Annotated in this window: 23 protein-coding genes; 7 read left to right on the forward strand and 16 right to left on the reverse strand. The window is 70.9% G+C overall.

Features of this window, described 5'->3' with window-relative positions; translation table 11 throughout:
• Positions 1-5: 5 nt before the first annotated feature.
• From rpmF to recG, 6 genes are all read right to left on the reverse strand, one after another.
• Complete coding sequence (gene rpmF / locus ACIQI8_RS17975; protein ID WP_073491177.1) at positions 6-179, reverse strand: 50S ribosomal protein L32; 174 nt, start codon at positions 177-179, stop codon at positions 6-8.
• 2 nt (positions 180-181) lie between these two features.
• Positions 182-835, reverse strand: coding sequence for a YceD family protein (locus tag ACIQI8_RS17980; protein WP_123997491.1), 654 nt, complete (start codon positions 833-835; stop codon positions 182-184).
• Positions 836-968: 133 nt separating this feature from the next.
• Positions 969-2,024 (reverse strand): ATP synthase F0 subunit B, encoded by a 1,056-nt coding sequence (locus ACIQI8_RS17985; RefSeq protein WP_402353972.1) that lies wholly within the window; start codon positions 2,022-2,024, stop codon positions 969-971.
• A 69-nt stretch (positions 2,025-2,093) separates the two neighbouring features.
• The gene (coaD, locus tag ACIQI8_RS17990) at positions 2,094-2,573 is read right to left on the reverse strand and encodes a pantetheine-phosphate adenylyltransferase (RefSeq protein WP_280880318.1); all 480 of its coding nucleotides are present in this window, start codon (positions 2,571-2,573) and stop codon (positions 2,094-2,096) included.
• Positions 2,574-2,599: 26 nt separating this feature from the next.
• Positions 2,600-3,187 carry a 16S rRNA (guanine(966)-N(2))-methyltransferase RsmD gene (gene rsmD / locus ACIQI8_RS17995; RefSeq protein WP_402351048.1) on the reverse strand — a complete coding sequence of 196 codons (588 nt, stop codon included), beginning with the start codon at positions 3,185-3,187 and terminating at the stop codon, positions 2,600-2,602.
• A 98-nt stretch (positions 3,188-3,285) separates the two neighbouring features.
• Positions 3,286-5,514, reverse strand: coding sequence for an ATP-dependent DNA helicase RecG (recG, locus tag ACIQI8_RS18000; RefSeq protein WP_402351051.1), 2,229 nt, complete (start codon positions 5,512-5,514; stop codon positions 3,286-3,288).
• A 169-nt stretch (positions 5,515-5,683) separates the two neighbouring features.
• On the opposite strand from recG, the gene ACIQI8_RS18005 reads away from it, so the two are divergent.
• Both ACIQI8_RS18005 and ACIQI8_RS18010 read left to right on the forward strand, forming a co-directional pair.
• Positions 5,684-7,552, forward strand: coding sequence for an HSP90 family protein (locus ACIQI8_RS18005; protein WP_402351054.1), 1,869 nt, complete (start codon positions 5,684-5,686; stop codon positions 7,550-7,552).
• A complete protein-coding gene (locus ACIQI8_RS18010; RefSeq protein WP_402351057.1) occupies positions 7,549-10,497 on the forward strand; it encodes a tetratricopeptide repeat protein in 2,949 nt (982 codons plus the stop codon). The genes ACIQI8_RS18005 and ACIQI8_RS18010 overlap by 4 nt, the downstream gene beginning before the upstream one ends.
• A gap of 513 nt (positions 10,498-11,010) precedes the next feature.
• On the opposite strand, the gene ACIQI8_RS18015 is transcribed toward ACIQI8_RS18010, so the two are convergent.
• Positions 11,011-12,717, reverse strand: a complete 1,707-nt coding sequence (locus ACIQI8_RS18015) for a DAK2 domain-containing protein (protein ID WP_402351060.1) — start codon at positions 12,715-12,717, stop codon at positions 11,011-11,013.
• A gap of 210 nt (positions 12,718-12,927) precedes the next feature.
• On the opposite strand from ACIQI8_RS18015, the gene rpmB reads away from it, so the two are divergent.
• The gene (gene rpmB / locus ACIQI8_RS18020; RefSeq protein WP_004924906.1) at positions 12,928-13,113 is read left to right on the forward strand and encodes a 50S ribosomal protein L28; all 186 of its coding nucleotides are present in this window, start codon (positions 12,928-12,930) and stop codon (positions 13,111-13,113) included.
• A 219-nt stretch (positions 13,114-13,332) separates the two neighbouring features.
• On the opposite strand, the gene thiD is transcribed toward rpmB, so the two are convergent.
• A complete protein-coding gene (gene thiD, locus ACIQI8_RS18025) occupies positions 13,333-14,160 on the reverse strand; it encodes a bifunctional hydroxymethylpyrimidine kinase/phosphomethylpyrimidine kinase (RefSeq protein WP_402351064.1) in 828 nt (275 codons plus the stop codon).
• The gene (locus ACIQI8_RS18030) at positions 14,157-15,122 is read right to left on the reverse strand and encodes a thiamine-phosphate kinase (RefSeq protein WP_402351067.1); all 966 of its coding nucleotides are present in this window, start codon (positions 15,120-15,122) and stop codon (positions 14,157-14,159) included. The genes thiD and ACIQI8_RS18030 overlap by 4 nt, the downstream gene beginning before the upstream one ends.
• A 206-nt stretch (positions 15,123-15,328) precedes the next feature.
• Between ACIQI8_RS18030 and ACIQI8_RS18035 the strand changes: the two genes are divergently transcribed.
• Positions 15,329-15,562, forward strand: coding sequence for an Lrp/AsnC family transcriptional regulator (locus tag ACIQI8_RS18035; RefSeq protein WP_003997603.1), 234 nt, complete (start codon positions 15,329-15,331; stop codon positions 15,560-15,562).
• A 20-nt stretch (positions 15,563-15,582) separates the two neighbouring features.
• Positions 15,583-16,074: a DUF3515 domain-containing protein gene (locus tag ACIQI8_RS18040; RefSeq protein ID WP_402351071.1), complete on the forward strand. Its 492-nt coding sequence runs from the start codon at positions 15,583-15,585 to the stop codon at positions 16,072-16,074.
• A 12-nt stretch (positions 16,075-16,086) separates the two neighbouring features.
• Here ACIQI8_RS18040 and ACIQI8_RS18045 read toward each other — a convergent pair whose 3' ends face one another.
• Genes ACIQI8_RS18045 through ACIQI8_RS18055 form a run of 3 tightly spaced genes read right to left on the reverse strand, consistent with a single transcriptional unit; the run spans position 16,087 to position 19,192 of the window.
• Positions 16,087-17,244, reverse strand: coding sequence for a D-alanine--D-alanine ligase family protein (locus ACIQI8_RS18045; protein WP_402351074.1), 1,158 nt, complete (start codon positions 17,242-17,244; stop codon positions 16,087-16,089).
• Positions 17,245-17,303: 59 nt separating this feature from the next.
• Positions 17,304-18,314 carry an NAD(P)H-dependent glycerol-3-phosphate dehydrogenase gene (locus ACIQI8_RS18050; protein ID WP_402351077.1) on the reverse strand — a complete coding sequence of 337 codons (1,011 nt, stop codon included), beginning with the start codon at positions 18,312-18,314 and terminating at the stop codon, positions 17,304-17,306.
• A complete protein-coding gene (locus tag ACIQI8_RS18055) occupies positions 18,311-19,192 on the reverse strand; it encodes a lysophospholipid acyltransferase family protein (RefSeq protein ID WP_402351080.1) in 882 nt (293 codons plus the stop codon). The genes ACIQI8_RS18050 and ACIQI8_RS18055 overlap by 4 nt, the downstream gene beginning before the upstream one ends.
• A gap of 155 nt (positions 19,193-19,347) precedes the next feature.
• Between ACIQI8_RS18055 and cofC the strand changes: the two genes are divergently transcribed.
• On the forward strand, positions 19,348-19,986 hold the full coding sequence (gene cofC / locus ACIQI8_RS18060; RefSeq protein ID WP_402351083.1) for a 2-phospho-L-lactate guanylyltransferase: 639 nt from the start codon (positions 19,348-19,350) through the stop codon (positions 19,984-19,986).
• A 124-nt stretch (positions 19,987-20,110) separates the two neighbouring features.
• On the forward strand, positions 20,111-20,314 hold the full coding sequence (locus ACIQI8_RS18065; RefSeq protein WP_280880171.1) for a hypothetical protein: 204 nt from the start codon (positions 20,111-20,113) through the stop codon (positions 20,312-20,314).
• A gap of 102 nt (positions 20,315-20,416) precedes the next feature.
• On the opposite strand, the gene ACIQI8_RS18070 is transcribed toward ACIQI8_RS18065, so the two are convergent.
• The 4 genes from ACIQI8_RS18070 to leuC all read right to left on the reverse strand — a co-directional run bounded on the left by ACIQI8_RS18070 (position 20,417) and on the right by leuC (position 23,726).
• A complete protein-coding gene (locus ACIQI8_RS18070) occupies positions 20,417-21,070 on the reverse strand; it encodes an HU family DNA-binding protein (RefSeq protein ID WP_402351087.1) in 654 nt (217 codons plus the stop codon).
• Between the two features lie 137 nt (positions 21,071-21,207).
• On the reverse strand, positions 21,208-21,438 hold the full coding sequence (locus ACIQI8_RS18075; protein WP_402351090.1) for a hypothetical protein: 231 nt from the start codon (positions 21,436-21,438) through the stop codon (positions 21,208-21,210).
• Positions 21,439-21,702: 264 nt separating this feature from the next.
• The gene (gene leuD, locus ACIQI8_RS18080) at positions 21,703-22,296 is read right to left on the reverse strand and encodes a 3-isopropylmalate dehydratase small subunit (RefSeq protein ID WP_402351093.1); all 594 of its coding nucleotides are present in this window, start codon (positions 22,294-22,296) and stop codon (positions 21,703-21,705) included.
• A 5-nt stretch (positions 22,297-22,301) separates the two neighbouring features.
• On the reverse strand, positions 22,302-23,726 hold the full coding sequence (gene leuC, locus ACIQI8_RS18085) for a 3-isopropylmalate dehydratase large subunit (RefSeq protein ID WP_402351096.1): 1,425 nt from the start codon (positions 23,724-23,726) through the stop codon (positions 22,302-22,304).
• Between the last annotated feature and the right edge of the window lie 146 nt (positions 23,727-23,872).

Raw genomic sequence — 23,872 nt, forward strand, 5'->3', positions numbered from 1 at the left:
GCCGCTCAGACCTCGAGGACCTGGCGCTTGTTGTAAGTGCCGCAAGACGGGCACGCGATGTGCTGCAGCTTGGGCTCGTGGCAGCGCTCGCACGCAACCAGGTTGGGGACCGCAGCCTTCCACTGCGACCGGCGGTGGCGCGTGTTGCTGCGCGACATCTTCCGCTTCGGAACAGCCACGGCTACTTCTCCTGCTTCTCGGCGGCACGGGCTGAACGAGGCTCGTCGCCGCTCATCTTGTCCTTCTCGCCGTCTTCGAGTGAACCGGCGAGTCCCTGCAGTGCCGCCCAACGGATGTCGACGGCGTCGTGGTGGTGGTCCGGGTCGTCCGTGAGCCGTTCTCCGCACTCGGAGCACAGGCCCAGACAGTCGTCCTGGCACACCGGCTGCATGGGCAGTGCGAGCACCACCGCATCCCGCAGCACGGGTTCGAGGTCGAACAAACCGTCCTCGATGAAGAGTCTGTCCTCGTCTTCCTCGGCGTCGTCGACCGGCTCCGCCTTGGGGCGGCCCCGGTCATCGGCGTCGGGGTAGGAGAACATCTCCTGGAATTCCGCCACGAGCGCCAGCTCGAGCGGCTCCAGACACCTTACGCACTCCCCCTCGGCCTGTGCACGGGCGGTGCCTGTGACAAGCACCCCTTCCATGACCGACTCAAGGCGGAGGTCGAGCTCCACCGGGGCGCCTTCCGGCACTCCGATGACCCCCTGCAGACCGAGGTCCTTCGGGGCGTCGATCGTGCGGGACAGCCGCTGCAGCGCGCCGGGCCGCCGCCCGAGCTCGTGAGTGTCGAACACGAGCGGGTTGCGGTGGTCTAGGCGTGCGTTGGAGGCCATTCCTGCTTTCGATCTTCAGAGCTCAGAGGGACGCCGCCCATCGGTGACTCCGGGCAGCGCTGATCGCGGACGTACACGCGACCGAAGAGCCAGGATACTGGACCTTTCGCTCTCGGCCCAATCCGGATGTCCGTTACTGGCCGCGACCCTGTTCGTAGGCCCGCAGCTGCTCCGGAGTGATCATGCCGGTGTCGAAGAGGCTGGTCTCGTCCAGGGCATACGACTGCTGGGCCTGCTGCGCCTGCTGGGCCTGGTTCGGGTCGTACGCCTGCTGCTGGGCGTCGTAGCCCTGGCCCTGGTAGGCGTAGGGGTCGGCCTGCTGCTGGTAGCCGTAGGCGTCCTGCTGGCCGTAGCCCTGCTGCTGGTACTGGCCGGCGTAGGGGTCGGCCTGCTGCTGGTAGCCGTACGCCGGCTCCGCGTAGCCCTGCTGCGGGGCGGCCTGCTGGGGCGCCGCGGCGGCGTTCTCCTGCTCGGTGAGGGCGGTGAGGTCGGCCAGGTAGTCGGCGTCGCTGGAGTGCTGGAAGGTCGTCTGGTCGTCGGCCAGGGCGCCGAGGTCGTCGGTGGCGATCCGGCCGTGCAGCTTCTGCCGGCCGCGGCCGACCGCCTCCAGGGTCTTGGCGAGCACCGCCTCGAAGGCGCCCAGCTTGACGTCGACGTAGGAGTCTGCGTCCTTGCGCAGGGTCTCCGGGTCGTGGCTGCGCTCGGGGGCGTCCTCGTCCTCGTAGCCCTGCTCGTCCAGGCCGGGGCCGGTGCCGAGCAGCTTCTCGCGGCCGCGGCCGACCGAGCCGAGGGTCTTGGTGAGGACGACCTCGAAGTTGGCGAGTTTGGAGTCGACGTAGTCGTCGGCCTCCGCGCGCACGTCCTCGGCCTCCTTGCGGGCCTCCGCGAGGATCCGGTCGGCCTCCGCCTGGGAGCGGCGGGCGATCTCGGTGTCGGAGATCAGGGAGCCGCGCTCGGCGTGCGCGTGCTGGATGATCTGCTCCGCCTCCTGGCGGGCCGACTCGACCATGTGGTCGCGGTCGCCGATCAGTTCCTGGGCCTGGGCGAGCGAGCCGGGCAGCGCCTGACGCAGCTCTTCGAGCTGCGCGAGCAGTTCGGCGCGGTTGACCACGCACGACGCCGACATGGGCATGGACCGGGCGCCCGAGACCGAGGCCACGATCTCGTCGAGCTTCTTCTGCACGTCCACCTGTACGTCCACCGGTACTCGCCACTCTCTACAGCCGTGTTGGAGACGGACGGGAAGACTGTAGCCCCATCAGCCCTTGCGCAGACGCTTGTCCAGAGCCTCCAGGACCAACGGCGGCACCAGGTGCGAGACATCGCCGCCCCAGGTCGCCACCTCCTTGACCAGTGAGGAGGAGAGGAAGCTGTAGGTGGGGTTGGTCGGCACGAAGAGGGTCTCCACGCCGGACAGGCCGTTGTTCATCTGTGCCATCTGCAACTCGTAGTCGAAGTCGCTGACGGCACGCAGGCCCTTGACGATCGCCGGGATGTCGCGCTGCTTGCAGAAGTCGACGAGGAGGCCGTGGAAGGCCTCGACGCGTACGTTGCCGTAGTCGGCGGTGACCTCGCGGATCAGGTCGATCCGCTCCTCGATCTCGAACAGGCCCTTCTTGGACTTGTTGATCATCACCGCGACGTAGACCTCGTCGTAGAGGCGGGAGGCGCGGGAGATGATGTCGAGGTGTCCATTGGTGATCGGGTCGAACGACCCGGGACAGACGGCACGGCGCACTTGTGGTCCCTCGCTCTCCGGTCCGGTCATCGTGCGTCTTCGCACGTAGAGGCGGCGCGACCGTACCAAAACGTCCCTTCGCCGTAGCGACGGGCCCTGATCGCTTCGAACCCGTCCGGCCACCGGAATTCGCCGCCTCGGGTACTGCGCTCAACGGTGACCAGTGCGTCCGGCGCGAGCCAGCCCCCGGTGCGGAGTGTGAGGAGAATCTCCCGAAGATCGTGATCCGTGACACGGTACGGGGGGTCCAGGAAGACCAGGTCGTACGGGTCTGCCGGCGCCGGTGACTGGATGATCTGTTCCGCCTTGCCCGCGCGGACCTCTGCGCCGGGGAGGCCGAGGTTCTTGACGTTCTCCTTGATGGTGCGGGCGGCTCTGGCGTCCGCCTCGACCAGCAGGGTGTGGCTCGCGCCCCGTGAGAGGGCCTCCAGGCCGATGGCTCCCGACCCGGCGTACAGGTCGAGGACGCGGGTCCCTTCCAGGGGGGTGCCGAGGAGGGACTGCCAGCTGGAGAAGAGGCCTTCCTTGGCGCGGTCGGAGGTGGGGCGGGTGCCGGTCCCTGGCGGGACGGCCAGGCGGCGTCCGCCGGCTTCGCCTGCGATCACGCGGGTCATCTTCGGTCCTTGGTCGGGGGTGGCTACGGATTCAGTTTGGCAGCAGGTCCGTCGTGGTTGCTCGCGCAGTTCCCCGCGCCCCTTACCGGCATCCCTCCTCAGCCCTTTTCCAAGTACTGCTCCCTTTCCTCGTCCAAAAGGGCGTCCAGGGCCGTGCGTAGGCCTGGGAAGTTGGTCAGCTCGGGATCCGTCGCCACCACCGCCGTCGCTTCCGCCCTCGCCTCCGCGATGACCTCCTCGTCCTCGATGACCGCGAGGACGCGGAGGCTGGAGCGGGCGCCGGACTGGGCCTGGCCGAGGACGTCGCCCTCTCGGCGTTGTTCCAGGTCGATGCGGGAGAGTTCGAAGCCGTCGGTGGTGGAGGCGACCGCGGTCAGGCGCTGGCGGGCGGGGCTGGCCTCGGGCATCTCGGTGACCAGGAGGCAGAGGCCTGGGGCGGAGCCTCGGCCCACGCGGCCGCGGAGCTGGTGGAGCTGGGAGACGCCGAAGCGGTCGGCGTCCATGATCACCATCGCCGTGGCGTTCGGGACGTTCACACCGACCTCGATGACCGTCGTCGCGACCAGGACGTCGGTGTCGCCGGCGGCGAAGCGGCGCATGACCGCGTCCTTGTCATCGGGGTGCATCCGGCCGTGCAGGACCTCGACGGAGAGGCCCTGGAGGGGGCCCTTGGCGAGGTGGTCGGCCACGTCGAGGACGGCCAGGGGCGGGCGCTTCTCGGCCTCGTCCTCGGGGGACTTCTTCTTGGCGGCCTTCTTCGGGTCGCCCTGTTCGTCGGCGTCGTCGCCGATGCGGGGGCAGACGACGTACGCCTGATGGCCGTTCTCCACCTCCTCGCGCACGCGCTCCCACGCGCGGGCCAGGAAGTGGGGCTTGTCGGCGGCCGGGACGACGTGGGTGGCGATGGGTGAGCGGCCGGCGGGGAGTTGGTCGAGGACCGAGGTCTCCAGGTCGCCGAAGACCGTCATGGCGACCGTGCGCGGGATGGGGGTGGCCGTCATGACCAGCAGGTGCGGGGGCTGTTTGCCCTTACCGCGCAGGGCGTCCCGCTGCTCGACGCCGAAGCGGTGCTGCTCGTCCACCACGACCAGGCCGAGGTCGTGGAACTGGACCTTGTCCTCGATCAACGCGTGCGTGCCGATCACGATGCCTGCCTCGCCGGTGACGAGATCGAGCAGGGCTTGGCGGCGGCCGGCCATGCCCATGGACCCGGTGAGCAGCACCACCTTGGTGGCCGTCTCGGCGCCGCCCAGCATGCCGCCCTCGGCCAACTCCCCCATCATCTCGACGATGGACCGGTGATGCTGCTGCGCGAGCACCTCGGTGGGGGCGAGCATCGCGGCCTGTCCACCGGCGTCGACCACGGCGAGCATGGCGCGCAGGGCCACCATCGTCTTGCCCGATCCGACCTCTCCTTGCAGCAGCCGGTGCATCGGGTGGTCCGTCGCCAGGTCGTCGAAGATCTCCTTCGAGACCTTCTGCTGGCCGTCGGTGAGGGTGAACGGGAGGCGGTCGTCGAAGGACGTGAGGAGGCCGTCGGGGGACGGTTTCCGTGGGACCGCCGGGAGTTGGGCGTCGGCATGGCGGCGGCGGGCGAGGGCTACCTGGAGGACGAAGGCCTCGTCCCACTTGAGGCGGGCGCGGGCGTCGGCGATGTCGGCCTGGGTGCGCGGGCGGTGGATCTTGAGGAGGGCCTCGGGGAGGGAGACCAGGCCGCGGCCCTCACGCAGGGAGTCCGGGAGGGGGTCGATGGCCTCCTGGGCGCTGGGCAGCACCGTCTGGATCGCCTTGCCGATCTTCCAGGACTCCATCTTGGCGGTGGCGGGGTAGAGCGGGATGAGGGCACCGGCCCAGGTCTCGACCGGTTCCTCTACCTCCCCGTGCAGCAACTCGTAGGCGGGATGGGCGAGTTGGAGGCGGCGGTTGAAGACGGAGACCTTGCCCGCGAACATCGCGCGCGTGCCCGGCAGGAGTTCCTTGTGGGGCTTGTGCACGCCGTTGCCGAAGAAGACCAGTTGGATCCGGCCGCTGCCGTCGGTGATCGTGACTTCCAGGCGCTGGCCCTTGCCGCGCGGTGCCTTGGACGAGGCGAAGGTGTGCAGACGGGCGTCGGCGACCTGGGCGACCACCGTGACGTGCTCGTCCATGGGAAGCTCGGCCAGGTGCGTGAGCTGGCCCCGCTCCTCGTATCTGCGCGGGTAGTGGTGCAGGAGGTCGCCGACGGTGTGCAGGCCGAGATGCTCGGCCATCACCTTCGCGGTGGCGGGGCCGAGCACCGATTTCAGTGGCTGGTGCAGCGGTTCTTTCAGTGCGGGCACGAGATCCATTGCACACCACGTCACTGACATTGCCGTATACGTCTGGGGAAACCCCTGGTCAGACGGCTCGTTCCGGCTCTAGGATGGCGCGCTCCGGCCATCCCCCGCGGTCACCACCCCAACCAGGGACCGCCCGACCCCGCGCCGTGCGTAAGTTCCCCCCAGCGGCGCTGCGACGATGGACTCCCAGACCTCACAGTCATCCCAGCCGTCCCAGCCACCTCACACGTTCCAGGTCGATCTGCGTGGCCTGGTGGACCTGCTCTCGCACCACCTCTACTCCAGCCCCAAGGTCTACCTCCGCGAACTGCTGCAGAACGCGGTGGACGCCATCACCGCCCGGCGCGCGGAGCAGCCCGACGCCCCCGCGCGGGTACGGCTGTTCGCCGAGGCGGGTGTCCTGCGGGTCGAGGACACCGGTGTGGGGCTCACCGAGGCGGACGTGCACAACCTGCTCGCGACCATCGGGCGCAGTTCCAAGCGCGCCGAGGGGCTGGAGGCGGCCCGCTCGGACTTCCTCGGGCAGTTCGGCATCGGCCTGCTGGCCTGTTTCGTCGTCGCCGAGCGGATCCGGGTGGTCAGTCGCAGCGCGCGGACGCCGGACGCGGCCCCCGTGGAGTGGACGGCGAGCGACGACGGTTCGTACACCGTGCGGACGCTGCCGCACGAGGCGCGGCCCGATCCGGGCACCACCGTGCACCTGGTGGCTCGGGCGGGTGCCGCCGAGTGGCTCGCCCCCGCGCGCGTGCTCACGCTGGCGCGGGACTTCGGTGCGCTGCTGCCGTACGACGTCCGGGTCGGCGACGAGGCGGTCACCGATCTGCCGGCGCCCTGGGACCGCTCGTACCCCTCCCCCGCCAACCGCAGGGTGGCGCTCGCCCGGCACTGTCACGACCTGTTCGGCTTCACGCCGCTCGACTCGATCGAGCTGTCCGTGCCGCTGGCCGGCATCCGCGGGGTGGCGTACGTGCTGCCGTCGGCGGTCAGTCCGGCGCAGCGGGCGGGTCATCGGGTGCACCTGAAGGGCATGTTGCTGACCGAGCGGGCCGAACAGCTGCTGCCGGACTGGGCGTTCTTCGTGCGCTGTGTGCTGGACACCGACAGTCTGCGGCCCACGGCCTCGCGCGAGTCGCTGTACGAGGACGAGACGCTGGCGGCCGTGCGGGACGCGCTGGGTGAGCGGATCCGGTCGTGGCTGACGGGTCTGGCGGCCGGCGATCCGGAGCGGCTCTCGGCGTTCCTGTCGGTGCACCACCTGGGCGTCAAGTCGCTTGCCCGGCACGACAAGGAGATGCTGCGCACGATGCTGCCGTGGCTGCCCTTCGAGACGACCGACGGGCGGTTGTCGCTGGAGGAGTTCGCGCAGCGGCACCCGGTGGTGCACTTCACGCGCACGGTGGAGGAGTACCGGCAGGTCGCGCCGATCGCGTCCGCGCAGGGCGTCGGGGTCGTCAACGGCGGTTACACCTACGACAGCGAGCTGGTGGAGGCGCTGCCTTCGGTGCGGCCCGGGACGGTGGTCGCCGAGCTGGACGCGGACACGGTGACCGCGCACCTGGACACGGTCGACCCGGCGGAGGAGCTGGCCCTGTCGGGCTTTCTGGCAGCCGCGCGGGCCAGGCTCGACCCCCTGGGCTGTGACGTCGTCCTGCGCGCCTTCCACCCGCTGTCCGTGCCCGCGCTGCACCTGGACGACCGGGAGGCCCGGCACGAACAGGCCCGCGCGGCGGCCGAGGAGGGCGCCGACGACCTGTGGGCGGGCATCCTCGGCTCACTGCGCGGCAGCACGCCCCGCGCGCGTCTGGTGCTCAACCACCTCAACCCGCTGATCCGCAGGATCAGTTCGCTCCGCGACCTCGAACTCATCGGCACGGCAACGGAGTCGCTGTACGGGCAGGCGCTCCTGATGGCCCAGCGTCCGCTGCGGCCGGCGGACACGGCGCTGCTGAACCGTTCGTTCATCGGCCTGCTGGAATGGGCCACCCATGGCGAAGCCGACCCCGGATCCGGCTCCGACTCCGACACCGCGGGGGGCGGTCACTCATGAGTGAGATCACCGATTTCGACTCGCTGCGCCAGGAGATGGCGGAGAACTCCGAACGTCCGGAAGGCCCTGCCCGCAACGCGCGCGCCGAGCAACTGCTCGCCGAGGCCGAGAAGTTGGGCATCCCACTGGCCGTGATCGAGGCACTCGGGCATCAGCTGAAGGTCTACAACTACAGCTCCGAGAAGGACAAGATGTTCGTCCCCTTCGCGCGTCTGCTGCGCATGTGGGACGAGCGGCCCGAGGACTTCGACGAGTACGAGACGCACTCGCTGCACTGGGTCTTCAAGTGGATGTCGTCCGGCATGCTCGACCAGCCGCACGTCCCGCTCGCCTCGATCGAGAAGTGGCTCGGCGAGATGGAGCACCGCTACCGGCTCGCCGGACACTCCGAACGGGCGGTGCGCAGCGCCGAGTTCAGCGTGGCCGCGCACATCGGTGACATCCCGCGCGCGGAGCGGGCGTTCGCCGCGTGGCTGGCGGCCGACCGGGACAGCATGGCCGACTGCCACGCGTGCGAGTTGCAGGGGCAGGGCTGGTGGCAGGCGGAGCGCGGCCGGGACGAGGCGGCGCTGGAGCTGCTGCGGCCGGTTCTGGAGGGCGAGTTCACCTGCGCGCACGAGCCGCACACCGCGCTTGCCTCCTCCCTGACGCCCCTGCTGCGTCTTGGCCGCACGGACGAGGCGCGCGCGAACCATCTGCGGGGCTTCCGGCTGGTGCGGTCCATGGAGAGCATGCGGGGCGCGTACGCGGACCATGTGGAGTTCTGCGCGCTGACGGGCAACGAGGCGCGGGGACTGGAGCTGCTCGCGGAGCGCCCCGCGTACTTCACGGACGCCGGACAGCCGCGCAGCAGACTGGACTTCCTGTCGGTGGTGGCGCTCCTCATGGACCGGCTGGAGGAACTCGGCCTCGGTGACCGCCAGGTGCCAGGACCGCCGGGCCGGACCTGGACCGCGAGCGAACTCGCCCCGCACGCGCGCGCGGAGGCCCTCGCCCTGGCGGCCCGGTTCGACGAGCGCAACGGCACGTCGTACGTCAGTGAGCGGGCACGCGCGCGTATGGGTCAACGCCCGCTGGTGGACCGGCTGCCGCTCGGGGTACGCGCCGTCGGCCCCGTCTCCGCGCCCATGTCGCCGGCCGTGGCGCCGGTCGCCGAGAACGCCGCGGAACCGGACCTGCCCACCCTCCTGGCCGAGGCACGCCGGCTGTCGGACACCCTCCGGCCGAACGCCGTCCCGGCCTGGGCGGCGGTCGCGCGGGCCGCCGAGGGCGTCGAGCTGGACGCCCGCGACCGCGCGGAGATCGTCGACCACGAGGCGATGGACCGGGGCCCCGAGGGCGCCGAACTCTTCGAGCGGGCCGCCGAGTTGTACGCCGAGGCGGGCGACCCCGGCGAGGCCCTCGCGGCACGCGCGCGTGCGGCCTACATCCGCGCCCTGTCCGGCCGTGTCGACGAGGCCGTCGCGGTGGTCACCGACCTCTACGACGAGGTCCTCGCGCTCTACGCCGACGAGGCGACCGGCGTCCGCCAGACGGCGTCGGTGCTGATGGGCCGGGCCCGGATCCTGATGCGGCGGGCGCACGAGGCGGGCGAGTCGGGCGAAGGCGTCGACAAGACGATCCTCGGTGCCGCCGACGCCGCCGTGCGGGAGCTGCTCGCGCTGGTCGACGGGCGCGGCGAGGGGGACGTACGACTGGCGTCCCGGTCCGCCGAGGGACAGGCCATGCTGGCGGAACTGGCACTGCAGAGCGGCGAGTTGGAGAAGTCCGCGGAGTTGTTCGGACGGGCCTCGGAGAGGTTCGTGGCGGCGGGGCTGCCGTGGTTCGCGGTGGAGTACGAGGCTCGGTTGGCCGGCCTCGCGCACCATCTGGGCGATGTCCCGGAGGCGGAGCGGGCGCTGCGGGCCGCGCTGGAGCACGGCGGACCGCACCTGGAGGCGGTCGGGCGGGCCCAGCTGCATCTCCAGCTCGGCGAGGTGCTCGGCGGCCGGGGACTGCTCCAGGAGGCCGCGGAGCACTCCCTGGAGGCGGCGCACTGGGCCGACGAGGCGGGTGAGGGCCCCACACTGGGCGCCTTGGCACGGCACCAGCTCGGCGGGGTCCTGCTGCGCCTGCAGCGGTGGGCCGAGGCCGCGGAGGTGCTGGAGTCGGCGCTGCCCGACCTGAACGCGGAGACGCACGGCGACGGCGCGATCGTCCAGACGCAGTGGTGGCTCGGCGACTGTCTGAGCGAGCTCGGCGAACACCGCGCGGCGGCCGAACGCCGGTTGCAGGCCGCCGAGATCGCCCGGCACTGGCCCGAGCAGCAGGACCACGCGACGCTGGCGCACCTCGCCGCCGAGTCCCTCGGCAACGCGGGACTGCTCGCGGAGGCGGACCAGGCCTACGCGCGCGCGGGCGACCTGTGGCAGTCGCTCGACAACGTCCACGGCCTCGTCCGCTCCCTGCGCGCCCGCGCGTGGCTCGCGCTGCGGGTGGAGGACGAGGACGGGACAGATGCGGCACGGGAGTTCATGGCGGCCGCGGTCCACGCCTGCGAGAACGCCCTGGGCGACGGCGTGGACGACGACACGGCACGGCTGCGGCTCGTCGCCGAACTCGGCCACACCCACCGCCAGTTCGGCGACCTGCTGGCCCGCTCCGCCGCCGAGGACGCCGACGACGAGGCGATCCGGGCGACGCTCGAAGCGGCCCTGGCCCAGGTCACCGAGGCGATCGCGGTCTTCGTACCGCTCGGCGAGGGCGCCCTGGACAGCCGCACCGGCGCCGAACTCGCCGCGGGCTGGCTGGAGTCCGACCTCAGCCGCCCGACCCGCGCGGCGGCCCGCGCCCGTTCGGTCCTTTCGGCGTACGACGGCGCCGCCAAGGAGGACACGACGGCCCAGGCCCGCCGAGCGGAGGCCCAACAGATGCTCGAGGTGGTCCAGGAACAGGGGGCGGACTGACGCGCGTAGCGCCGACGCCGGGCGGCCGTGCCACGCGAGGGGCCGGCACACCGGGCCCCGGCCATCGCCCGTGCCCGGCGAGACGGCTCAACGCCGAGTCGACGGCCGCGGGCTCTCATCACCGTGGGCGAGGAAGCGGATGCTCCGAATCCTCCGCGAACAGGCCAGCAGCCGCCCCACAACGCAACGAGCGTGCCCCGGCTGCACCCGCCATCCGGCCACGCGCGAGGGGCCGACACACCGGGCCTCCGGCCGTCCGCCGCGCTCAGCGGAGCCTCTCGACGCGGTCAGTGGCCGCGTGCGCTCGTCGCCGAGGACGGGATGCGGATGGTCGCCGAGCACGGGATGAGGATGTTCGCGCGGTCCCGGATCAGGTGACCGGCTGCCCCACGACCCAACGGGCCCGCGCCGGCAGCACTCGCCGGCCGGCCACGCGACGGGCCGCCTACCGGTTCTGCCCGGCGGCTCCACCCGCCACCGCCCCTGCCCCCGCCCGCACGCCCCCTCGGTGTCCTACTCCACCCCGATCAACAACAACGCCCCCTGCCGCCCACCCCGGTACACCACCGTGTCCACGGCCAAGTACCCCTCCCGCACGCGTGCTTCGAGGCGGGCGGTGACGGAGTCGGGGGCGTCGTCGCCGAGGACGAGGGTGACGAGTTCGCCGCCGGCCGAGAGCATGCGGTCGAGGACGGCCTCGGCGGTGGAGGTGACGTCCGAGCCGATGACGGCCACATCGCCGTCGATGAGGCCGAGGACGTCGCCGGCCTGGCAGATGCCGGCCATGGTCCAGGACTGGCGTTCGGCGACCGCGACCTCGGCGTACCTGGTCGCGCCTGCCGCCGACGTCATCGACACGACGTCCTCGTCGAAGCGCCGCTCCGGTTCGTGCACGGCGAGGGCCGCGATGCCCTGGACCGCGGAACGGGTCGGGATCAGGGCCACCCGGATGCCCTCGGCGCGGGCCTGCTCGGCCGCCGCGGCGGCGGTGTGGCGCAGGTCGGCGTCGTTGGGCAGCAGCACCACCTCGCGCGCGTGCGCCCGCCGCACGGCCTCGACGAGCTCCCCGCTCGCGGGCGGCTCCCCGGGCCGCGCGAGCACGATGGTCGCGCCGGCCTCGGTGTACAGCCCGGCCAGTCCCTCGCCCGGCACGACCGCGACCACGGCCCGCTGGGCGGGCTCCCGGGGCGGCCGCTCGGCACCCGTCGTATGGACGTCATCGAGCCCGAAGTGCGTGATCCGGATCCGGTACGGCCGCCCGGCCTCGACGCCCGCTTCCACGGCGGCGCCGGCGTCGTCCACGTGCACATGGACGTTCCACAGCCCGTCGCCGCCGACCACCACGAGCGAGTCCCCGAGGGCGTCCAGGCGGGCCCGCAGCCGGGTCACGGCCGCGTCCTCGGCCTCCAGGAGGTAGATCACCTCGTAGGCGGGACCGCCCTCTTCAGAGGAGTCAGGAGAAGACGGGGCGCATTCCTCGATCGCTACGGGGTCGGCGGCGGCGGCCGTATCGGCCTCCACGCGCGCGTGCCCCCCGACGACCACGACCGCCCCCGGCGTCTCCCCCGTGAACGTCTCCACCAGCGCGGCCAGCACCGCGACCAGCCCCCGTCCGCCGGCGTCGACCACCCCGGCCCGGTCGAGCACGGCCAGCTGTCCCGGGGTCTCGGCGAGTGCCGTGCGCGCCCCTTCGTAGGCGGCCCGCGCGACCGTCCCGCAGTCGCCCTCCGCCTCCTCGGCCGCGTCGGCGGCGGCGGAGGCGACCGACAGGACCGTGCCCTCCACGGGGTGCGCGACGGCCTGGCGGGCGGAGTCGGCGGCGCGGCGCAGGGCGAGGCGGAGACCGGAGCCGTCGGTGTGAGGCGTCTCACCGTCGACGGCGAGCACCTGGGCCATGCCGCGCAGCAGCTGGGCGAGGATGGTCCCGGAGTTCCCCCGGGCGCCTATCAGCGCGCCGTGCGCCATCGCGTGCGTGGCGTCCGCGAGCGTCGGCTTCTCCGGTGTCCCGGGACCCATCTCGTGGGCCGCGAACACCGCCTCCACGGCCGTGACCGCGGACTCCATGGTCAGATACAGGTTCGTGCCGGTGTCCCCGTCGGCCACCGGGAAGACGTTGATCGCGTCGATCTCCTCGCGCGCGCGGCCCAGTGCCGTCAGCGCGAGACCGCACCAGGTGCGCACCGCGAGAGCATCGAAGAATGTCTGCGGCACCTGCGCCACCTGCGCCTCCCTGAGCTGCTGGACTGCAGGAAGCGTAGAGCAGCCGTGGTAGTTTCGTTCTACTGGCGCAGCCGTTGTATGCTGCTCCGGTTGCCCGATCCACATCGGGCCATTCCCCTGGCAGCGCCACCAAGATCTCTGGTTCCAGTGATCTCGATCCCGGCATGCCGGGATCAACCGTAAGAGCATCTGAAGTCTTTGGAGTGACCCGTGGCTGCCAACTGCGACGTCTGCGGCAAGGGCCCGGGCTTCGGCAACAACATCTCGCACTCGCACCGCCGTACGCCCCGTCGCTGGAACCCGAACATCCAGCGCGTACGTACCGTGGTCGGTGGGACGCCGAAGCGCGTGAACGCCTGCACCTCGTGCATCAAGGCCGGCAAGGTCTCGCGCTGACGCACTGTTGAGCGCGTAGCCACTGCTGGTTCGCCGCACTGAGCCGGTCCACCTCGTGTGGACCGGCTTTTTGCTGTGCCCGGACCGCCACCCCAGAACCCGAAGCCCAGTAGCGCCTCACAGACGGCTTGTACGGCCCCGAGCCGCCCTCCGAGCCGCCGATGTTCCCAAGGCCGCGGCTACCGCGGCTACGCAGGCACGTGGCCCCGCCCACGGACATCACGCGGGAGCACCCGGCCCCGCCTTCGGCCCGAGGGCCCAGCCGTGATCCACGGGTCCGATCCCCGCGCCGAGCGCGAAGCCGGCCGCGATCGCCCCGGTGACGTACTCCTTCGCGGCCTTCACCGCCTCCGGCACGGACTGGCCCTTCGCCAGCTGAGAGGCGATCGCCGAGGCGAGGGTGCAGCCCGTGCCGTGCGTGTGCCGGTTGTCGTAGCGGGGCGCCCGCAGCCAGTGCTCCTCGGAGCCGTCCGTGAGCAGGTCCACGGCGTCGCCCGCCAGATGACCGCCCTTGATCAGCACCCATCGAGGCCCGTACGCCAGCACGGCCGCGGCGGCCTCCGGCAGTTGCTCCTCCGACTCGACGTGCACGCCGGTCAGTTGGGCCACCTCGTCCAGGTTCGGGGTCGCCACGGTGGCCGCCGGCAGCAGCCGCTCGCGTACCGACTCCAGGGCGGTGGCCGCCAGCAGCGGGTCCCCGTGCTTGGAGACGCCCACCGGGTCGACGACGGTCGGCGCGTCCGTCCCGCCGATCAACTCCGCGACCGCCTCGACCAGTTCGGCCGAGGCCAGCATCCCGGTCTTCACGGCCTGGACGCCGATGTCGTCCACGACGCTGCGGTACTGCGCCCGCACCGCCTCCACCGGCAGCTCCCAAGCCCCTTGCACACCCAGGGAGTTCTGCGCGGTGACCGCCGTGAGGACACTCATGCCGTGCACGCCGAGCGCGAGCATCGTCTTCAAGTCGGCCTGGATTCCGGCCCCTCCGCCGGAGTCGGAGCCGGCCACGGTCAGCACGTTGGGCCTCGTGAGCACGCCGGGCGTCACGACTCGATGTCCCCGAAGTGGTCCCAGCCGCCCTTGCTGGTCCAGGGCGCCCCGTCCACCGTCACCTGGGGCAGCGCCGAGGGGTTGAGGACCTCGCCGATGACCTTCCAGCGGGCCGGCAGCTTCACGTCCGGCGCGAAGGTCGCCACGATCGCGTGGTCCTCTCCCCCGGTCAGCACCCACTGCATCGGGTCAACCCCGACGGCCTGGCCGATGTCGTTCATCTGCGACGGGATGTCGATCGCGCCGGAGCGGATGTCGATCCGGACCTTGCTGGCCTCGGCGATGTGCCCGAGGTCGGCGATCAGTCCGTCGCTGACGTCGCACATCGCGGTCGCACCGAGCGCGGCGGCCGCCGGACCCGCGTGGTAGGGCGGCTCGGGGCGCCGGTGCGCCTCCACGAAGGCGCGCGGCGAGCGGAACCCGCGGGAGAGCACCGCGAACCCGGCCGCCGACCAGCCCAGCCAGCCGGTCACCGCGACGAGGTCGCCGGGCTGGGCGCCGCCCCGGGTGACGGGCTCGTGGCCCCGCAGATCGCCGAGTGCCGTGATCGACACCATGATCGTGTCGCCTCGTACGACATCGCCGCCGACCACGGACGCGCCCGCCACCTGGCACTCGTCACGCAGTCCGTCCATCAGCTCGCTCGGCCAGGTCACCGGCAGTTCGGCCGGGACGACGAGACCCAGCAGCAGCGCGGTCGGCACGGCGCCCATGGCCGCGATGTCCGCGAGGTTCTGCGCGGCGGCCTTGCGGCCCACGTCGTACGCCGTGGACCAGTCCCGGCGGAAGTGCCGCCCCTCCAGGAGGATGTCGGTGCTGGCCACGACCCGTCGGTCGGGCGCGGCGACCACGGCGGCGTCGTCGCCGGGGCCGACCCGGACCGCCGGGGTGGTGGTGAGACGGGAGGTGAGCTCCCTGATGAGCCCGAACTCTCCCAGCTCACCAACAGTGCCCTTCATGTCCCCAGCTCCCCTTCTGTCCCTGGCCGTGCCCGGTCGCGCGTCATCAGTGTCCTCGATACGGTCATATGGACCGTCACCCTCTGCCGTGCCCGCGCCTCGGCGCACGCTCCGCCCTCTCCGCGGGTCTCCCCGTGGTGAGCGGCGACGCGATACCGTGGCGTTCCTTTTCCCCACATGATCCTCGTGGCCGCCCTGGAGGTTCCGTGGTACAGGCGTACATCCTGATCCAGACGGAGGTCGGCAAAGCGTCGACCGTCGCCGAGACGATCAGCAAGATTCCTGGGGTGATCCAGGCCGAGGACGTGACAGGACCCTATGACGTGATCGTGCGTGCCCAGGCCGACACCGTGGACGACCTCGGCCGCATGGTGGTCGCGAAGGTCCAGCAGGTGGACGGCATCACCCGCACCCTGACCTGCCCGGTCGTGCATCTGTAGCCCCCGTCTACCCTTGGCCGGTGAACTTCTTCCGTCACCGGCACCGCACTGTCCTGGGGCCGCCGGCCCTCGCCCTGCTGCTCGCCGCGACGGGCTGCTCCTCAGCAGACGACAGCCCGTCGGCGGCGGTTCCCTCGCCGGGTACGAAGGTCACGAAGCTGTGCCGGAAACTGGACAGTGCGCTGCCGTCGAAGGTCGACGGCCAGGCCCGCCGGGATCCCGCGCCCGCGTCCGCGCTGACCGCGGGGTGGGGGAACGCGGCGATCATACTGCGCTGCGGTGTCGAACGACCCGAGAAGATGAGCGATCCGGAGGCCGACGGGGTCGAGGTGAACGGGGTCGGCTGGCTGCTGGAGAAACAGGACGACGGGTCGTTCCGTTTCACCACGACCTTGCGGACGGCGTACGTGGAGGTCACCATCCCGAAGGCCCGTACGGGAAACGGCGTGGCACCCCTCGTCGACCTGGCACCGGCAATAAAGAAGGCGATCCCCGAGGGGATCGCCGACTAGCCCAAACCTCAATCAGCGCAGGCCCGTTGAGCGGCGCAGTGCCGCCTGGATCAAACGGTCCACCAGGTCCGGGTAGTTGATGCCGCTCGCCTGCCACATCTGCGGATACATGGAGATCGGCGTGAAGCCGGGCAGCGTGTTGATCTCGTTGATCACGAACTCGCCGTCCTCCGTGAGGAAGAAGTCCGCACGGACCAGACCCTCGCAGGAAGCCGCCTCGAAGGCCTCCACCGCGAGCCTCTGCACCTCGGCGGTCTGCTCCGGCGTGAGCGGGGCGGGGACGATGCCCGGCGTCGAGTCGATGTACTTGGCCTCGAAGTCGTAGTAGGCATGCGCGTCCGGCGGCGGGATCTCCGCGGGAACGGACGCCCGCGGCCCGTCCTCGAACTCCAGCACCCCGCACTCGATCTCGCGCCCCCGAAGCGCCGCCTCGACCAGGATCTTCGGGTCGTGGCGGTGGGCCTCGGCGATCGCGTCGTCGAGGCCGGAGAGGTCGTCGACCTTGGTGATGCCGATCGAGGAACCCGCGCGCGCGGGCTTCACGAAGAGCGGCCAGCCGTGTTCCGCGGCGAAGTCGACGATCTTCTTGCGGGCGGCCGACTCGTCGCGCTCCCACTCACGCGGCCGGATCACCACGTACGGGCCGACCTTGAGCCCGAAGGAGGTGAACACCCGCTTCATGTAGTCCTTGTCCTGGCCGACGGCCGAGGCGAGCACACCCGAACCGACGTACGGGACACCGGAGAGCTCCAGCAGTCCCTGCAGGGTGCCGTCCTCGCCGTAGGGGCCGTGCAGGACGGGGAAGACGACGTCGACCTCGCCGAGCGCCTTGGGCACCGATCCCGGTTCGCTGTAGACGACTTCGCGGTTGGCGGGGTCGACGGGGAGCACCACTCCGCCCTCGCTCGACTCGGCGAGGTCCTCGACGTTGGGCGTACGGCGTTCGCTGATCGCCATGCGGTCGGGTTCGTCGGCGGTGAGCGCCCACCGGCCGTCCTGGGTGATGCCGATCGGCAGGACGTCGTACTTGGTCCGGTCGATGGCCCGCAGCACGGCGCCGGCGGTGACCACGGAGATCCCGTGTTCGGAGCTGCGGCCGCCGAACACGACGGCCACACGCGGCTTGCGAGCAGGCTGCTCAGGGCTCTGGGAGAGGTTCTCGGTGCTCATATCGCGTTGAGAGTACCCGGTGGTGGTGGCTTGAGTCAGCGTCCGCAGGGCGGGGTCGCTCAACGTCGTTCGGGCTTCGCGCTGCGCGACATCAGCTCCTTGAGGGCGACCACCGGAGGCTTGCCCTCGTGCACGATGTCGACGACCGTCTCCGTGATCGGCATGTCCACTCCGTGCCGGCGGGCCAGATCCGCCACGGACTCACAGGACTTGACGCCCTCGGCGGTCTGCTTGGTGACCGCGATGGTCTCCTGGAGGGTCATGCCCTTGCCGAGGTTGGTGCCGAAGGTGTGGTTGCGGGACAGCGGCGAGGAGCAGGTCGCCACCAGGTCGCCCAGGCCCGCGAGTCCGGAGAACGTCAGCGGGTCGGCGCCCAGCGCCATGCCGAGCCGGGTGGTCTCGGCGAGCCCGCGCGTGATGAGCGAACCCTTCGCGTTGTCGCCCAGGCCCATGCCGTCCGCGATACCGACGGCGAGCCCGATGACGTTCTTCACCGCGCCGCCCAACTCGCAGCCGACCACGTCGGTGTTGGTGTACGGGCGGAAGTACGGCGTGTGGCAGACGGACTGGAGCCGTTGAGCGACGGCCTCGTCGGTGCAGGCGACCACGGCGGCGGCCGGCATGCGGGCGGCGATCTCCCGGGCCAGGTTGGGCCCGGTGACCACGGCGATGCGGTCCGCGCCGACCTTGGCGACGTCCTCGATGACCTCGCTCATCCGCATGGCGGAGCCGAGTTCGACGCCCTTCATGAGGGAGACGACGACCGTGTCGGGCGCGAGGAGGGGTGTCCACTCGGCGAGGTTGGCGCGCATCGACTGGGACGGCACCGACAGGATCGTGAAGTCCGCGCCGGCGGCGGCCTCGGCGGGGTCGGTGGTGGCGCGCAGGTTCTCCGGGAGTTCGACGCCGGGGAGGTAGTCGGGGTTGGTCCGGGTGGAGTTGATGGCTTCGGCGACCTCCGCGCGGCGCGCCCACAGGGTGACCTCGCACCCCGCGTCGGCCAGCACCATGCCGAACGCCGTACCCCATGAACCGGCGCTGAACACCGCCGCCTTGACGGACTTGCTCACGCGCCCTGCCCCTCTTCCTGTGCTGCCTTCGCCTGTGTCGCCTGCGCCTGTTCGGCGTTCGCCTCCGCGGCCTGCACCTCGGCGGCCTTCACCTCTGCGGCCTTCTCCCGCTCGGCCTTCGCGTGCGCCTGCGCCTGCCGGGTCTGCTCGGCGGTCCTGCGCCGCTGCTCGATCCGTTCCTGGCGCGGGTCGTAGGGGGTCTCGGGCGCCTTCTCGCCGCGGATGTCCTCCAGCAGACCGGTGATGGCGGCCATGATGACCTCGGTCGCCTCCTTGAGAACGTCCGGGGACATCTCCTTGTCGTAGAAGGGAGACAGGTCCACGGGCGGGCCGGCGAGGACGTGCGAGGTCTTGCGCGGCAGGACGTGCAGCTTCTTGGCGTAGGGCGGCAGGAGTTCGTTGGCGCCCCACTGCGCGACGGGAATCACCGGGCACTTGGTCTGCAGGGCCACGCGCGCGGCGCCGGTCTTGCCGGTCATGGGCCACTGGTCGGGGTCCCGGGTGATGGTGCCCTCGGGGTAGAACGCGACGCATTCACCGCGCTCCACGGCGTCGATCGCGGCCCGGAAGGCGCTCAGCGCGTCGGTGGTCTCGCGGTAGACGGGGATCTGGCCGGTGCCGCGCATCATGGCGCCGACGAATCCCTTGTTGAAAAGACCGCTCTTCGCGAGGAATCGCGGAACGCGCCCGGTGTTGTACTGAAAGTGCGCGTACGCGAAGGGGTCGATGTGAGAATTGTGGTTCACCGCGGTGATAAATCCACCGTCGGCCGGAATGTGCTCCATTCCCCGCCAGTCCCGCTTGATCAGAACCACCAGCGGCGGTTTGGCGATCACCGCTGCGAGGCGGTACCAGAAGCCGATTCTGCGGCGGGACACGCGAACACCTTCCTCCAGGGCCCGGGGGGCCGCACAAGTGTCGCCCCAGGCCGTCGGTCTGTCGAGAACACCGTACGCCCCGGTGGCGCGACCGCCAGATGGACCAGGTGACGGCTGAGTGACAATGGCCGCGACAAGAGAGGGACGAAACGCTCGTGCAGTGGACCTTGGTCATACCCCTGAAAGCCCTGGCTCAGGCCAAGAGCAGGCTCTCGGACACCGCGGCCGACGCGCTGCGCCCCGGCCTCGCCCTGGCCTTCGCCCAGGACACCGTGGCAGCGGCCCTGGCCTGCCCCGCGGTCCGGGATGTGGCGGTCGTCACGGGCGACGCCCTGGCCGGCCGCGAGCTCGCCGCGCTGGGCGCGCGGATCGTCGCCGACGAGCCGCCGGGCGGCCTGAACAGCGCCCTGGCGCACGGCACGTCCGTCATACGCGCCCAGCGCCCGGGAAGTCCCGTGGCGGCCCTCAACGCCGATCTCCCGGCACTGCGCCCCCTGGAATTGGCCCGGGTACTGGACGCGGCCGCCGAATTCCCCCGCGCCTTTCTCGCCGACGCGGCCGCAATCGGCACCACTCTGCTGGCCGCCGCCCCGCACCGGGAATTGCTCCCGGCATTCGGCACGGAATCCCGCTCCCGCCACCGCACGTCCGGAGCGGTGGAGCTCCCTCTGGACGCGGTGGATTCGGTACGCCAGGACGTCGATACCGGGGCCGATCTGCGCGCGGCACTCGCGATGGGCGTGGGTCCCCGGACGGCCGCGGTGGCCGCGCAGTTGCTGATTCCGGGGCAGTAGCCACCGCCGGCGCCGCGGGACCCGCAGAGTTGCCGATCGGGGACGCTGGACGGACGCCGTCAGGCCGGCGTCAGTGCGTCGGGCCGTCGTACCCTCGCCCACCGCGGAGCACTAGGCTTCGGCCATGCAGGCGACCGCGTACACCTACGACTCCGAGACCCGCAGCGGGCAGGTGCTGCTCGACGACGGCACCCCGGTGCCCTTCGACGCGCCGGCGTTCGACGCGGGCGGGCTGCGGCTGTTGCGGCCCGGGCAGCGGGTGCGGATCGAGACCGAGGGCGCGGGCGAGGCCCGCCGCATCACGCTGGTGACGCTCCAGACCTTCTGAACGCCCCCTCCACGGCCCCCGGTTCCTTCCGAAGGTCCCCAACGCGCCGCGGGCCGGACTCCGTTGCGGAGTCCGGCCCGGCGCGTGAGTGCCCGTGCGCCCTTACCTCTTGCGGGCGGTGGCCTTCTTGGCGGTGGTCGTGCGCGCCGCGGACTTCTTGGCGGGGGCCTTCTTGGCCGTCGCCTTCTTCGCCGGGGCCTTCTTGGCCGTCGCCTTCTTGGCGGTGGTCTTCTTCGCCGCGGTGGTCTTGGCGGTGGCCGAGGTCTTCTTGGCCGTGGCCTTCTTCGCGGTCGTCTTCTTGGCGGTGGCCGTGGTCTTCTTGGCCGTCGTCTTGCGCGCCGTCGTCTTCTTGGCGGCGGCGGACGCCCGCTTCGCGGGAGCGGCCTTCTTGGCCGCGGCCTTCTTGACCGTCGCGGAAGCTCCGCCGCTCAGGCTGCCCTTGGGCGCCTTCTTGACGGCGACGTCGTTCTTCGGGAGCTTCTTCGAGCCGCTCACCAGGTCCTTGAAGCCCTGGCCCGCGCGGAAGCGCGGAACGGAGGTCTTCTTGACCCGAACCCGCTCGCCCGTCTGGGGGTTGCGGGCGTAGCGAGCCGGACGGTCGACCTTCTCGAACGAGCCGAACCCGGTGACCGAGACCCGGTCCCCTGCGACGGTCGCACGGACGATGGCGTCCAGGACCGCGTCCACCGCCTCGGCGGCCTGCTGACGGCCACCGACCTTGTCGGCAATCGCTTCTACGAGCTGCGCCTTGTTCACGTCTTCCCCTTCGGAGACATTGCCAGAACGAAAGTGTTCAAGCTTTTTCGCACGTTAGGCAGATATATACCGCAAATCAAACACGAAACGGGCTTATCACCCTTGTGCCGCAACGGTTTCGACTGCCTGGGACGTGTTCAGCGTTCCTCTTCGGGGAATCGACCCTCGTCGAGGTCCGACCTGAACCGCTCCAGACGCCTTGCCGCGTCGGCGAGATCGTGCTTGGCCGCGGCCGTAATGACCAGCAGCTTCCGGGTCAGCGCCATCCGTACGCCCTCCGGGACTTGCAGTGAGCGCACCCTTGTGTGCGCTTCCTTGAGTTGGTCCGCGACTGCCGCATAGAGCTTGAGTTGGCCGTCGCGTTCCATGCACAGATTGTGCCATCTGGGGCGAGTTGTCGCCTGCGGGGGTCGCAACTGATGCCTCAAACGGCCTTCCGGGCGGTTGCGGAAGTCACGGTTACTACCCTCGACTACCCCTGCAACAGCCCCTATAACGTGGGAAGTTGCCCGCGACTGCGAACGCTCGCAGGGCCGTTCGGGTACAGACACGGCTGTACCCCCGATCGGGCTGATCGGGGGTACAGGAAGGGTCCGTGGTGGCCGAAACTCGTCAGGCTTCGGCCCGCTGGGTCAGACCGGAAGCGTCCGCGGCTTGTACGAGGGGCGCTTGGCCTCGTACGCGGAGATGTCGCCCTCGTTCTGGAGGGTGATGGAGATGTCGTCCAGCCCGTTCAGCAGCCGCCAGCGGGCGTTCTCGTCGAGTTCGAAGGCCGCGGTGATGCCCTCGGCCCGCACCTCGCGGGCCTCCAGGTCGACCGTGACCTCGGCCTGCGGGTCCTTCTCGGTGAGCTCCTGCAGCGCGTCCACGATCTTCTGCTCCAGAACCACCGTGAGCAGGCCGTTCTTGAGCGAGTTGCCGCGGAAGATGTCGGCGAACCGGGAGGAGATGACGGCCTTGAAGCCGTAGTTCTGCAGCGCCCACACGGCGTGCTCGCGGGAGGAGCCGGTGCCGAAGTCGGGTCCTGCCACCAGGACCGTCGCGCCCTCGCGCTCGGGGCGGTTGAGGATGAAGTTCGCGTCCTTGCGCCAGGCCTCGAAGAGTCCGTCCTCAAAACCGTCCCTGGTCACCTTCTTGAGCCAGTGAGCAGGGATGATCTGGTCGGTGTCGACGTTGGAGCGGCGCAGCGGAACGGCCCGGCCGGTGTGCGTGGTGAATGCTTCCATGACTCTCAGACTCCAGCGGGCACGGGGGCGTCGGACAGGTCGGCGGGCGAGGCCAGATGGCCCAACACGGCGGTCGCGGCGGCGACCTGCGGCGAGACGAGGTGCGTACGGCCGCCCTTGCCCTGCCTGCCCTCGAAGTTGCGGTTGGAGGTGGACGCGGAGCGCTCACCGGGCGCCAGCTGGTCGGGGTTCATGCCCAGACACATCGAGCAACCGGCGTGCCGCCATTCGGCACCGGCGTCCTTGAAGACGACGTCCAGGCCCTCGGAGACGGCCTGCAGACCGACCCGCGCGGACCCCGGGACGACCAGCATCCGTACGCCGTCGGCGACTTTGCGATCCTTGACGATCTCGGCGGCCGCCCGCAGGTCCTCGATACGGCCGTTGGTGCATGAACCTACGAAGACGGTGTCCACCTTGATGTCGCGCAGCGGCTGACCGGCCTCCAACCCCATGTATTCCAGGGCCTTTTCGGCGGCGAGGCGCTCCGAAGCGTCTTCGTACGAAGCAGGGTCGGGGACGGAGGCCGAAAGCGGCGCGCCCTGACCGGGGTTGGTGCCCCAGGTGACGAACGGCGCCAGCGAGGGACCGTCGATGACGACCTCGGCGTCGAATTCCGCGTCCTCGTCGGTCTTCAGCGTCTTCCAGTACGCCACGGCGGCGTCCCAGTCCTCGCCCTCGGGCGCGTGGGCGCGGCCCTTGATGTACGCGAAGGTGGTCTCGTCGGGGGCGATCATGCCCGCGCGGGCGCCGGCCTCGATCGACATGTTGCAGATGGTCATGCGGGCCTCCATCGAGAGTTTCTCGATGGCCGAGCCGCGATATTCCAGGATGTAGCCCTGGCCGCCGCCGGTGCCGATCCTCGCGATGATGGCGAGGATCAGGTCCTTGGCGGTGACGCCGTCGGGCAGTTCGCCGTCGACTGTGATGGCCATGGTCTTGGGGCGGGCCAGCGGCAGCGTCTGGGTGGCCAGCACATGCTCGACCTGCGAGGTGCCGATACCGAACGCCAGCGCGCCGAACGCGCCGTGCGTGGAGGTGTGGGAGTCGCCGCAGACGACCGTCGTACCGGGCTGGGTCAGACCCAGCTGCGGGCCCACGACGTGGACGACGCCCTGCTCGACGTCGCCGAGCGAGTGCAGGCGCACCCCGAACTCGGCGCAGTTCTTGCGCAGCGTCTCCAGCTGGGCGCGGGAGACCGGGTCCGCGATGGGCTTGTCGATGTCGAGGGTCGGGGTGTTGTGGTCCTCGGTGGCGATGGTGAGGTCGAGCCGGCGCACGGGACGCCCCGCCTGCCGCAGCCCGTCGAAGGCCTGCGGGCTGGTCACTTCGTGCAGCAGGTGCAGATCGATGAAGAGGAGGTCGGGCTCGCCCTCGGCGCGCCGGACGACGTGGTCGTCCCAGACCTTCTCCGCGAGTGTCCTACCCATCGCTTTCCCTCCGGCCGGCCATGACGCGCCGGCCCAACTAGAGATCTGTGGAGGCGACGCCCGCGCCCCTGTACCCGGGCACCCGCCACCAGGCCCGTCGGTCTTCGGGCCGCCATGCATCCAGGGTTGCGCGTCTCACGGAAAAA

Source organism: Streptomyces sp. NPDC092369 (assembly GCF_044755245.1).
In the GTDB taxonomy this organism is placed as follows: Bacteria; Actinomycetota; Actinomycetes; order Streptomycetales; family Streptomycetaceae; genus Streptomyces.

Bases quoted from the DNA above. Each gene is read 5' to 3' on its own strand.
- ACIQI8_RS17980 (WP_123997491.1), bottom strand. From the start codon at position 835: ATGGCCTCCAACGCACGCCTAGACCACCGCAACCCGCTCGTGTTCGAC.
- rsmD (WP_402351048.1), bottom strand. From the start codon at position 3,187: ATGACCCGCGTGATCGCAGGCGAAGCCGGCGGACGCCGCCTGGCCGTC.
- recG (WP_402351051.1), bottom strand. From the start codon at position 5,514: ATGGATCTCGTGCCCGCACTGAAAGAACCGCTGCACCAGCCACTGAAA.
- ACIQI8_RS18005 (WP_402351054.1), top strand. From the start codon at position 5,684: ATGGACTCCCAGACCTCACAGTCATCCCAGCCGTCCCAGCCACCTCAC.
- ACIQI8_RS18010 (WP_402351057.1), top strand. From the start codon at position 7,549: ATGAGTGAGATCACCGATTTCGACTCGCTGCGCCAGGAGATGGCGGAG.
- ACIQI8_RS18030 (WP_402351067.1), bottom strand. From the start codon at position 15,122: ATGAAGGGCACTGTTGGTGAGCTGGGAGAGTTCGGGCTCATCAGGGAG.
- ACIQI8_RS18045 (WP_402351074.1), bottom strand. From the start codon at position 17,244: ATGAGCACCGAGAACCTCTCCCAGAGCCCTGAGCAGCCTGCTCGCAAG.
- ACIQI8_RS18065 (WP_280880171.1), top strand. From the start codon at position 20,111: ATGCAGGCGACCGCGTACACCTACGACTCCGAGACCCGCAGCGGGCAG.
- ACIQI8_RS18075 (WP_402351090.1), bottom strand. From the start codon at position 21,438: ATGGAACGCGACGGCCAACTCAAGCTCTATGCGGCAGTCGCGGACCAA.
- leuD (WP_402351093.1), bottom strand. From the start codon at position 22,296: ATGGAAGCATTCACCACGCACACCGGCCGGGCCGTTCCGCTGCGCCGC.
- leuC (WP_402351096.1), bottom strand. From the start codon at position 23,726: ATGGGTAGGACACTCGCGGAGAAGGTCTGGGACGACCACGTCGTCCGG.